Origin of the sequence: Virgibacillus pantothenticus (genome assembly GCF_018075365.1) — a bacterium.
GTDB lineage: Bacteria > Bacillota > Bacilli > Bacillales > Amphibacillaceae > Virgibacillus > Virgibacillus pantothenticus.
The window spans coordinates 527,518-539,703 of record NZ_CP073011.1; the positions used below are offsets into that span (position 1 = coordinate 527,518).

The 12,186-nt window shown below is 38.1% G+C and carries 8 protein-coding genes; 2 read left to right on the forward strand and 6 right to left on the reverse strand.

Annotated features, from left to right (window positions below):
* Positions 1–259 precede the first annotated feature (259 nt).
* From KBP50_RS02535 to KBP50_RS02550, 4 genes are all read right to left on the reverse strand, one after another.
* Positions 260–763, reverse strand: coding sequence for a cupin domain-containing protein (locus tag KBP50_RS02535; RefSeq protein WP_249664638.1), 504 nt, complete (start codon positions 761–763; stop codon positions 260–262).
* Between the two features lie 869 nt (positions 764–1,632).
* The gene (gene ahpF, locus KBP50_RS02540; RefSeq protein ID WP_050349838.1) at positions 1,633–3,162 is read right to left on the reverse strand and encodes an alkyl hydroperoxide reductase subunit F; all 1,530 of its coding nucleotides are present in this window, start codon (positions 3,160–3,162) and stop codon (positions 1,633–1,635) included.
* Between the two features lie 12 nt (positions 3,163–3,174).
* The gene (gene ahpC, locus KBP50_RS02545) at positions 3,175–3,738 is read right to left on the reverse strand and encodes an alkyl hydroperoxide reductase subunit C (protein ID WP_050349839.1); all 564 of its coding nucleotides are present in this window, start codon (positions 3,736–3,738) and stop codon (positions 3,175–3,177) included.
* A gap of 752 nt (positions 3,739–4,490) precedes the next feature.
* Positions 4,491–5,972: an alanine/glycine:cation symporter family protein gene (locus tag KBP50_RS02550; protein ID WP_050349840.1), complete on the reverse strand. Its 1,482-nt coding sequence runs from the start codon at positions 5,970–5,972 to the stop codon at positions 4,491–4,493.
* A gap of 300 nt (positions 5,973–6,272) precedes the next feature.
* Here KBP50_RS02550 and KBP50_RS02555 point away from each other — a divergent pair, with 300 nt between their 5' ends.
* Complete coding sequence (locus KBP50_RS02555) at positions 6,273–7,922, forward strand: M20/M25/M40 family metallo-hydrolase (protein WP_050349841.1); 1,650 nt, start codon at positions 6,273–6,275, stop codon at positions 7,920–7,922.
* 337 nt (positions 7,923–8,259) lie between these two features.
* Here the strand turns inward: KBP50_RS02555 and KBP50_RS02560 are convergent, their stop codons facing one another.
* Both KBP50_RS02560 and KBP50_RS02565 read right to left on the reverse strand, forming a co-directional pair.
* Complete coding sequence (locus tag KBP50_RS02560; RefSeq protein WP_050349842.1) at positions 8,260–9,981, reverse strand: sensor histidine kinase; 1,722 nt, start codon at positions 9,979–9,981, stop codon at positions 8,260–8,262.
* Entirely contained in the window at positions 9,978–10,694 is a 717-nt protein-coding gene (locus KBP50_RS02565; protein ID WP_050349843.1) for a response regulator transcription factor, read from the reverse strand. Before KBP50_RS02565 ends, KBP50_RS02560 begins: the two co-directional genes overlap by 4 nt.
* A 161-nt stretch (positions 10,695–10,855) precedes the next feature.
* Between KBP50_RS02565 and KBP50_RS02570 the strand changes: the two genes are divergently transcribed.
* A complete protein-coding gene (locus tag KBP50_RS02570; RefSeq protein WP_050349844.1) occupies positions 10,856–12,052 on the forward strand; it encodes a DUF418 domain-containing protein in 1,197 nt (398 codons plus the stop codon).
* Positions 12,053–12,186 lie beyond the last annotated feature (134 nt).

Sequence of the window (12,186 nt, forward strand, 5' to 3'; positions counted from 1 at the left end):
ATAAAATTTGTTGCTTTGGGATAAGGGGATAACTGAATAGCCACGTCCGGATTCAGCGCCCAGCAACTAGGTGACTTTAGAAATGCGCCCTACGATAAGGCATCATCGGTTCGCGGCAAAGAGGAAGGCCGACTAAAACAGGGCTTGCCGCCCATCGTCGGCATACCCCTGTTTTTAGGGGCATGATTCCTAAATCTTTAGTTGATTCGTTCCAATCGCTACGTTGCTAAACGGGCGCCCCGCGCCTTTGTTCATATAGCTATTGATAATGGTGCTCTCTTTCCATGGCTTCCGCATCTGCTTTTGTTTGATGCACTGTGCCAAAAGGGTGCTCTGGGGGAGCATAGATGGAATAGAGCTTAAGTGGTTTGTCACCGGTATTGGTTACATTATGCCATGTTCCAGCAGGTATCATAATAGCATCGTCATCAGATACATATCTTTGAAAATAAAGCTTATCTTTTCTGTTTCCCATTTGTGTTAGGCCCTGACCTTCTTCAATACGTAAGAATTGGTCCGTATCTGGATGAACCTCTAGACCGATATCTTCACCAACAGGAATACTCATTAACGTCACTTGTAGATGGTTGCCGGTCCATATAGCAGTACGAAATGTATTATTTTGTTTTGTAGCTTCTTCAATATTGACAACGTAAGGCTGTCTCCCATAATCAGTAATACGACTGTCTTCAGGTAAAGTTTGATACGGTAAAGAATAAGGCGATATTTGGTAACCCATAGGGTTAGTTTTCTGCAAATACATGGGCTGATAGCTCCCACGATAGAACGGTCCATTGTAATAGCTAGGATAGGTAGGGTACAAGTATATATAGTTATACACGTTATTCATCCTTCCAATAATCATAATCGCGATATCTTATGCAAAATAGTGGGCATATGTTCATATTGTTTTACGTTAAAGTTAAGAAAGAATATTTTGGACGCCCATGACGCCCTAGTATGAACGCTGATCGGCAGCCTCGTATATGGAGTACTATCCTGGCATCGGAAGCCGCCCTAGAGCTACTAACAACTAGGTTCGAACATCAAGGTATACTACAGCCTGCGTGTATGAAGGTCAGGACGTACACTGGGAAACAGTCTTTTTAAGGCGGTTATGCCCGTAGGGGAAAAAGTATTGTCCAAATAATTCTAATATTAGGTACATTGCGGCAAGTACAAGAAATGGACATATTCAGTAATAAGTAGGTGATAAGTCACTTGATACGCAAGGCGGCGACTCCTGTGGGAAAAGCATGAGCCCCGGACCCCACAACGAGCGCTTTTTTCGAGGAGGAGGCTCAAACAGACCTTCGGAAAGCGTTCGCCTGTAGTGTAAAGCAACGGGTTCAGGCGTACGTATAAATTCTCAAGCAGTAAAACCAAAAAATGTAAGAAACAATGGGTGAAAAAAATAACACCTAAATATAATATACGAGGTATGTATACTTTGAAGCCGGATGTTTTTCCGAAAGGTACTTAAAGTTATTTAGGTGAATCTCAAAATAAATGAATGGTACAAATCGTTCTCATTTTTTCCTTACAGTAAAATTCGAAATTACTTCTACATGATTACTACGTAAAAAAAGTCGCCATACTGCCATTTGGCAGCATAACGACTTATCTATATAACTAGTTACGGATCAAGTAATCAAATGCGCCTAAAGCGGCAGTAGCGCCTGATCCCATAGAAATGATAATTTGGTTATAAGCACTATCTGTGCAGTCTCCTGCAGCAAACAAGCCAGGGACATTCGTCTGTCCTTGCTTATCTACAAGGATTTCGCCCATGCGATTACGTTCAACTGTACCTTCAAGCCATTCTGTGTTAGGAACGAGACCAATTTGCACGAATACACCTTGAAGCTCAATATGTTTCTCTTCTTGGCTATCCCGGTCTATATAGGTAATGCCATTTACACTGTCCGTACCTGTAATTTCCTTCGTTTGTGCATTTTTTATAACGGTTACGTTTGGTAAGCTGTATAACCGTTTTTGTAAAACTTCGTCTGCTTTTAATTCTGGTGCGAATTCAAGAACGGTAACATGCTTAACAATTCCTGCTAAATCGATGGCTGCTTCAATTCCGGAGTTACCCCCGCCAATAACAGCAACATCTTTTCCTTCAAATAATGGACCATCACAATGAGGGCAGTATGCTACACCGTTATTTTTGAATTCCTGTTCCCCGGGAACACCGATATTTCTCCAACGAGCGCCTGTAGAAATGATGACACTTTTACTTTTTAGTACTGCACCATTTTCTAATTCAAGCTCGAATAAATCTTTCTTTTCGATGTTCTTTGCACGTTGAGAGTTCATTACATCAATGTTGTAATCATTGACATGCTCTTCCAAATTAGCAACTAGCTTTGGTCCTTCTGTACGTTTGACACTAATGAAGTTTTCGATACTCAATGTATCTTGAACTTGACCGCCAAAGCGTTCGGCAACAATACCCGTACGTATTCCTTTCCGCGCAGCATAAATGGCCGCACTTGCACCCGCTGGGCCACCGCCAACGACAAGAACGTCAAATGGATCTTTTTCGGAAAGCTCAGAGGCATCCACGCCATGCCCCAGTTTTTCTAGAAGTTCTTCGAGCGTGATTCGTCCACCATTAAAGAATTCCCCATTTAAATAAACGGCTGGAACTGCCATGATGTTTTTTCTTTCCACTTCGTCTTTGAACGCTGCTCCATCAATCATGGTATGCGAAATATTTGGATTAAGAACGCTCATCATATTTAACGCTTGTACTACATCTGGGCAGTTGTTACAGCTTAGACTAACGTATGTTTCAAAATGATATTCATCGGTTATTCCTTTAATCTGATCGATAACCTTTTGATCTAATTTTGGAGTTCTTCCGCTAACCTGTAATAGAGCTAACACTAATGAATTGAATTCATGTCCAAGAGGAAGACCGGCAAATGCAATGCCCGAATCCTCACCGACACGGTTGACACTAAAGCTTGGTGTTTTTGGTAACTGTGTATGCTCAACAGTTATCCTATTGGACATGTTTGCTAGCTCATCAGTAAGAGCTAGCATATCCTGTGATATATCATCGTCCCCAGTGCTTACTTTAAGCACAAGGTCGTTTTCTAATAGTTCAAGATATTGCTGTAATTGTGACTTAATCTCTGGGTCTAGTACCATTTAAAGCACTCCTTAGATTTTACCTACTAGGTCAAGGCTTGGCTTAAGTGTTTCTTCGCCTTCTTTCCATTTTGCAGGGCATACTTCACCTGGGTTGTTACGCACATATTGTGCTGCTTTGATTTTATCAGCAAGCGTGCTTGCATCACGGCCGATACCGTCTGCATTAATTTCTACAGTTTGGATAACACCATCTGGATCAATGATGAATGTACCACGATCAGCAAGACCAGATTCTTCGTTTAACACATCGAACATACGAGTTAGTGTTTGAGATGGATCACCGATCATGCCATATTCGATTTTGTTGATTTTTTCAGAGGCATCATGCCAGCCCTTGTGTACGAAGTGTGTGTCTGTAGAGCAAGAATACACTTCAGCACCGAGTTTTTTTAGATTTTCATATTCATTTTGCAAATCTTCTAGTTCTGTTGGGCATACAAATGAGAAGTCTGCTGGGTAAAAGCAGAGCACAGTCCATTGCCCTTTGAAATTTTCTTCTGTAACGTCGATAAACTCGCCTTGCTTAAAGGCTTTTGCAGAAAATGGTTGTACTTCGGTTCCTATTAAAGACATAACAATCTTCCTCCTAGAAGTATTTTGATGTATGAGCTAAAAAGCAAAAGCTTTAGCTATAATAATTCTAATTACACATCTATTATTAATTAGTAGTCGTTGTTTGTCAAGGATTTACCTTTCTTGAAGAATAAGAAAGTATAAACTTAGGTGCTTATGGATAATGAAATAACCGAATAGTCACGTCCAGCTCAACCGCCCAGCAACTAGGCGACTTCACGAATCGCCCTACGATAAGTCATCATCGATTCGTCGCCTCACCATGATTCCTTTCTCTCAGTTGATTCGTTCCATTCGCTACGTTGCTAAACGGGCGCTTGCGCCTTTGTTCCTACTTTATACTGAAAAATGAAAGGTGAAAAGCCTTTATACATGCAGGTTATTGTAGGTTTTTTAAAAATAAAGCGCAAATGAAATGATTTTATTAAAAAACAAATGAAAATGATATTCAATGACAATGATAAAAAGGGAAGTACAGAGAAAAAAGAAAAAATATCTGTCTATTTGAAATGTAAGGTCTCGGAAGTCTCCCGCTTTTTGAGGAGCATGGAGTTGATATAAAAGGTATAATTACGAGAAAGTGGCACTTATAGCCCAATTTGTTCAGAAACTTTTAAGTCATACCCTTCTGGAGCTAACCATCAGTAGGAGTTGAAAGAAAAATCCTACTGAACGAAGGTTTTCTTTATAAATTTATCCTACCAAAGAACTCGCAACAAATACACTATGTGATCGTATTTGTTGCATAACATTTACAAAACATTCATTTTTTGTTCTGCTTTTGACTGCGTATCCTCATAAAATAGGTGTACAGTTGGATCAATTTGCCCAATGCCTAAATATCTTGCCTTATAATCTTGGAGCAAGCTAAAGAACTTTTTACTTAATAACAAAATAGCCACGACATTAATGAATGTAGGAATGGCTGAAGCGATATCGGCAAAGTACCAGACGGTTTGCCCCGTTAGACCATAACTTACAGCATAAATAACTAATGCAGTGCCTGGTATCGGATAGAACCGGTTGTAAAAGGTTAATATACGTTTCTTAAAGGTTTGATCTTTGTTTCGCAATAAATGGCGGAGCAATACCTCGTAATACACAAACCATCCTGTCAGTGTCGTTAACCCAAATAGAAAGATGGAAATGGTAATAATGATTCTTCCCGTATCACCGATTCCCATTTCAAATGCGGTTAACGTTAATTCCGCACCGGACATGCCAGAAGACCATTTTCCAGTAATAATAATAACAAAAGCAGTAACAGAGCAAACAACGATCGTATCAATAAATACTTCAAAAGCACCCCAGAGCCCTTGTTTTACTGGATGGTTTACTTTGGCGGTTGAGTGAACCATAGGAGAAGTCCCCCAGCCTGCTTCGTTACTGTAGACGGATCGGGCCATTCCCATGCTAATAGCTTGGGTCACTGCTGCGCCAGTAAATCCGCCAACTGCTGCTGTTCCTCCAAAAGCGCCTTGGAATATAATAGAAAACACATTACCAATCTCAGTGAAGTGGCTCAAAATAATATATAGTCCAGATAGAACATAAAATAGGACCATGAAGGGAACCAGCTTTGCTGCAAACTTTCCGATATGTCTTAAACCACCATAAATGACGTAATAAGTAACGAGCATAAGCGTTAACGAGACGGGAATCATGCCTATGTCAAATGTAGAGCTTACTGCTTCAGAGATGGTGTAGTTTTGCAGGGTGAAAAAGAAGGTTCCGAAAATACCACAACCAAACAGAACTGCAGGTATCATCCAATAACGAAATTTCCTCTCTTCCCCGAGCCCTTTTTCCATATAATAGGTTGGTCCACCATATGGATCGCCGTTTTCGTCCGTACTGCGGTAATGTACAGACAGGGTTACTTCAACTGTTTTAATAATCATGCCAAGCAAGGCACAAACCCAAAGCCAGAACATAGCCCCTGGACCTCCAACAGCAATTGCTGTAGATGCCCCGCCAATATTTGCAACACCGACAGAGCCACCAATGGCTGTACTTACTGCTTCAAATGAAGAAATAATTCCTTTAGAGGATGTGTTATCATCGGAACTTTTTCTTTTGAAAATGCTAAGCAATGTTTTCTTTAGAATGTGAGGTAAATAAATAAATTGAAAAAATTTGCTGCCAATTGTAAAGTACAGTCCGGTAAAGAGAATAACAATAAGGAGAGGAAGCCCCCAAAGAAACTCTGTGATAGATTGCAGTATTTCTTGCATACGTTTGCTCCCTTCATACATTTAATTCTTAGGGTGAGTATAAAAAGAAAGTTGTTAATTTTTAAATAATAACAAAAACAAACGAAATATTCAAATGAAGATTAGAAGGAAGATTGGATATAGTGAGTAATCAACGAAAGGGAACTTTCTATGCCAATTTGGACCAGAGCCGGCACTATACGCGGAAGGTTTTTATCCCTCTGGTAAAAGTTACTGTAGCAAGTACTGAAAATCAGAAAAAAATCTGTTATCATAATAGTACGATTTTTTGTAAAACAGTATAAGGGAGGCAGGAATAGCATGTTAGATTGCAGAGAGGAAATATTGCATTTGACAAAGCAATTCGTACAAATAGAGAGTGTAGTAAATACGGATGGGGAAAAGACGCTGGCATCGTCGCTCTATTCCATTATTTCCAGTTATCATTATTTTAGAGAGCATACAGACCAAGTTATTTTACAGCCAACCGCAAATGATCATATGGAGAGGTACAATGTTCTTGCATTTATTAAAGGGACAAAAGGACAGAGCAATAGAACGGTTATACTCATGGGACATTTGGATACGGTGGACACATTTGATTTTCAGCATTTGCAAAATGAAGCGTGCTCTCCAGAAGCATTGATGACACGGCTTCAGCATGAACCATTACCACCGTCTGTAAAAGCACATTTGGATTCAGAGGATTGGTTGTTTGGTCGAGGCGTTTTGGATATGAAGAGTGGGCTTGCCAGTCATTTATATTTATTGAAGTATTACGCAAATCATCCAGAAGAGTTGGATGGCAATCTTGTGTTTTTAGCGGCTTGCGATGAGGAAGATAGCTCACATGGCGTTTTGTCAGCGTTAGCGATATTAAAAGAGTTGCAAACGAAACAAGGCTTTGACTATGCAGCTGCTATCAATGCTGATTTTGTGTCTCCTGCATTTGCAGGTGACGAGAATCGCTATATATACAAAGGTACAGTTGGAAAATTACTCCCAACATTTCTTATCACCGGGGCAGAAACGCATGTAGGATCTTGCTTTGAAGGATTGGATCCTAATTTTATTGTTTCCGAGCTAACCAGTCAAATCAATTATAATCCAGAACTATGTGATGAAGCATACGGAGAAGTGACACCGCCACCGGTAACCCTTAAACAATCTGATCTCAAACCGACTTATACAACACAAACGGCTCTAGCTGCTTATGTGTACTATAATTTTTTTACACATTCCTGGTCGCCAAAAGAGGTATTGGAGAAATTGAAGACAGAGGCCTATATCGCTTTTGAACGTGCAGTTACTAAATTAGAGCAACGTTTTCAGCAATATGGGGAGAAAAGAGGAGAAGCAGTTTCTACTCTCGGGTGGCAACCTAGAGTACTTACTTACAATGAAATGCAGGAGTTATTAATAGAAGAGCATGGCGAGGCGTTTATACAGCATATGCAAGCATTTAAAAATTTTCTCCTCCAACAAGAGGACCTAGATACGCGGCTATTTTCAGTGTATGTAGTAGAAGAAGCCTGGAAATGGATGAAAGATAAAGCACCTGCTATTATTTTATTTTACTCTTCTTTGTATTCGCCAAGAGTTGACTTATCGGAAGAGAATGAAAAAGAGGCGGCGCTTTTAACCGCTATGGAACAGGCTGTAATAGAAGTGCAGCCAAACTATCCGCACCCTATAGCGTCGCGACATTTTTTTCCACATATTTCCGATATGAGCTTTCTAGCTATCCGTGATTCGAAAGAAGATATTCAAGCTGTGATAGATAATAATCCTGGATGGGGAACAAAGCACAAGGTGTCTTATGAAGATATTCGAGAATTAAATGTACCAGTGATTAATATTGGACCATACGGCATGGACGCGCATAAGAGTTTGGAACGGGTTGAAATGACGTATTCTTTTGAGATCGTACCGAACTTGACGAAACGCGTAATCGAGCTATTGGGGATGTGATCGTAATATTCATAATAATTGTAGACTTTATTTACATTTTCTAACATTTGATCGAGACAATAGATTTCAATCATAAACGGAAGCTAATGCTGAGAAACGAGGTGAAAAGGGGCTCTTGATCCTCTTTAGTGGTAAGAAGAACAGTATTGAGCATTGAGTTAATTTGCTAACAGATTCCAATGAAGAACGTTAGGACATGGGTCAAAAGCAAAAGCTGTGCTTGAAATTGGAAATTGATACTAAACTTACATGCTAATGTTATGCCTATTTGAGTAGATAACTCCTGGGACAATTAGACAAACATCTGGTTGCCCTAGGAGTCATGGAAATAATTAAATTATATTCTGTTTAAAGGGATTTTCACCTTAATGGTTGTTCCTTTTTGAAGTTGGGATGAAACATCAATGAATCCATTATGCGCTTCGACAATAGCTTTTGCAATACTCATACCTAATCCACTTCCATCTGTTTGTTCTGCACTAGATGTTCCACGATAGTAGCGAGTGAATAGATTTTGTTTCGTTTCATCATCCATTCCTATGCCATTATCTTCTACTATAATAACAGCATATGGTAGTTGCAATGTTGCAGTAACAGTAATTTGAGTTTCTGAAGGATTGTGTTTTTCTGCATTAATAATCAAGTTATCAAGTAAACGTTCTAACCATTGTTCTTTTCCTTTTATGAGCAATGATTGGTTGGGTAAAGAAATATGAATATTGCTATATTCTTTATATTTATATTGACAAGTTGTTAGGAGTGCTTTTATATCAATCCTTGCAAAGGAATCCTCTACTTTTTGCTCTTTTAATCTAGAAATAAAGGTGAAATCTTTTACAAGTTCAAGCATGTAGTCACTCTTGACACGGAGCACCTCGCCAATTTCTTGAAGTTCTGTATCATTCCATCGGTATTGTGCACTTTCCAACAAATGCGCATAGCCTTGTATAGTTGAAAGTGGTGTTCGTAAATCATGAGAGACGCCAGCCATCCATTCGTCACGTTTTCTCTCTAGTTGAGCACGTTCTTTCTCAAGAGAGGAAAACTGATCTGCCATATCATAAATTTCGTCAATGACTTCTCTATAGAGGCGAAATCTTCTTTTTATTTGGTTTTTTTTAGTAAATAATTTTCGTTTTTCTTTCTCTGTAAATACTTTTTCAAATTGGCCGTTTTTCATTCTTTCCAACCAACTGATAAATAATAGTAAAGGCTGTCCATAACGAATCCCATGCCATATGGATAGACAAATGATAATGAGTAATAGTGTAATACTAACACAGACTAAGGCAAAAATAGCTCGCTGAACTATTGAGCCATCTCCTTGATATTCATCTAATGTGGAATGCAACACCCAAAGGTTATCTCCTACTTCTGTTACATGAATGGATGTTCCATAGTGACTAGGCTCAGCTAACTGTGCTGTAATTTGTAAATTATCATATTTCTTTGGCTTGTCGCTTTCGCCAATTCGTCTGCTAACATCGCCATTTGACTTAACAATGTCTAAATATCCACCTAAGGCTCCTACCTCCTCTTGTAATTTAGGAATATGTTCTTCTTTAAGACTGCCATTTTCATTAGCTAGTTTTTTCCATTCCGTTAACAGGTGTTGAATTTCATCTTGATAACCAAGAACAAAGTAATATGGATCATTATAATAAAAAGAATCAACTAAAGTAGTGATTTGATACTCGCCTAATGACTTCTGTTGATCTAAGTTTATTATTTCTTTCAATGAATACTGATTCGGTAAATCTTTAGGAGTATTTTCTTCATGGATAACTGTACCGGTTTTATTAATAATTTGTAACCACATATTTTTTTCGGTTATTTTTTTGACCCATTCTTCGGGAATAACAGTATAGTCGTCATCAACGGCTGTTTCCGCTACAATCGCATCCAACATACCGTTCGGATAATTGCTATTAATTTCGTAATTTATTAATTGTTTTATCCATAAGAATAAGATAAGAAGTATAATAGCTGTAACTAACAAAATCATAAAAATAAATTGGAGTAGGAAATGAATAGCAATTCTTCGTTTAATTGAATTCATACGTTACGCTCCGTAATTAATTTATATCCTAAGCCTCTAACGGTAATTAAGTACCTAGGCTGGCTGGGATTTGGTTCAATCTTTTCTCGTACTCGTCTAATATGAACAACTACCGTGTTATCATCTACAAATTGGTCTAATCCCCAAACCGCCTCAAGTAATTCAGACTTTGTAAAAACTTGATTTGGATGGCGACATAAAAACACTAGCAGGCGAAAGACTAAAGCAGGGCAATAGATTACTTGTCCATTAACTTTCAGCTCTTTTGTTATTTCATTAACTTGAAAATGACCAAAATCGTGAATAAATGGTTTGAGTTTAGATGGATGCTGGTCCGTAGAGTTGGTTAGCCGTCTTTGTACTGCTTTAATACGTGCCACAATTTCAAGCGGGTTGAATGGTTTTGTTACATAATCATCCGCACCCATAGCAAAGCCTGTTAAAATATCAAGATCAGTTGTTTTCGCAGTTAAATATAAGATATAAGCATTTGATTTTTCGCGGATCTTAGGTGCTAGATCGAATCCGTTCCCATCTGGAAGCATCACGTCAAGAACAATGAAATCAAAATTATAGTGATCAATTTGTTGCAAGGTCTGTTCAGCATTGTATGCTGTTTTAATGTTAGAATACCCCTCTTTAAGTAATATTTTTTTTAACATTTGTACAATGGATAGTTCATCGTCGACTAATAAAATAGTTAGATTTTCCATTATATTACACCTGCCTCCCGCTTTATATTACCATAGAAACATTACGAAAACCTTACTTAATTATAGATGTGTTTCTCGTATTGTAATATGTATTAATTATCTTCGTAAGAATGGGATTGTATGATATTAAATAGTTATATTCACAATGTGGAGGAAGGCAGATGAATAAAAAAAGAATAACAGTTGTCGATCAATTACGTGGTTTTAGTTTACTAGGCATATTAATCGCGAATATGTTAATTTTTCAATATGGAATGTATGGAAAGGATGAATTAGAGTACTTTTCTGTTTCAAAGTTTGATGATATCACGCATCATTTAATTGAAATATTTATAGAGACTAGTTTTATGCCAATTTTTGCTTTCTTGTTTGGTTACGGCATGATGAAGATGAAAGAGAAATTAGAAGAGAAGCATTTGCCTGTTAAGCGTTATTTAGCAAGGCGTTTTCTCCTGCTTTCGATTATAGGTTATTTTCATGGTGCCTATTTATGGGAAGGGGATATTTTATTGATCTATGGGATTATAGGATTTATCCTGCTCCTATTTCTAAAGCGAAGAACGAAAACCATTCTAATCTGGGCAATAGCTCTATTATTTATAACTACATTTTTAAGTTATGGGGGTAAAGAAGTAGACCTATCTACAGAAGACACCTCGGCTATGGAAGATTATATAGCAAAGTCAAAAACGGTTTATCAAAATGGTAGCTATGCGGATATTTTAGCATTTAGCAGTGAAGATCCTCTCTTTGAAATGTTTACTGAAGAGGAACTAGCAGCAACCTTACTGATTACACCTTTCCTATTGCTACCTATGTTTTTGTTTGGTATGTATGCCGCTAACCGAAGATGGTTCATAAATCTGGATAGATACCAAAAGCGTTGGAGAAGGTTAGCGATTTTGTTTATCTTGAGTGGTATAGTGCTAAAGTCATTATCACTAATAATCGATGGAGAGGGAATGACCAGTTTATGTTTTAGTTTAGGAGGGCCAGTGCTTGCCTTTGGATATATTTTTGCATTCTCTCTACTGTTTCACCGTAAATCGCATGATATAGTGGTGAAAGGGTTTGAAGCAGTTGGTAAGCTTTCGTTAAGTAACTATTTATTACAAACGATCGTATGTGTAAGTATATTTTACGGGTATGGTCTAGGGTTATTTGGTAAACTCGGCGTAATTACAGGCGTTGGATTATCAATTGTAGTTTTTGCTATACAAATGGTGTTAAGCTTTTATTATATAAAAAGATTTCGGTCTGGTCCATTTGAAAAGATAATGCGGATCTGGACATATTTGAGTTGGTCAGGGAAATTAAATGTAAAACATGAGATTCAATTGCAAGATAAAATCAGTTAACTGCGTGTTCAAAAGGAGGTAATAAGGATAAGAAGTTCAAGGAACACAGATTAATAGATACATGAGCACTGCACTAGTAGCGTGCTCAAAACCCTTCTCATGGAGGCGAGATCACTGAAAATCTAATGACTTTT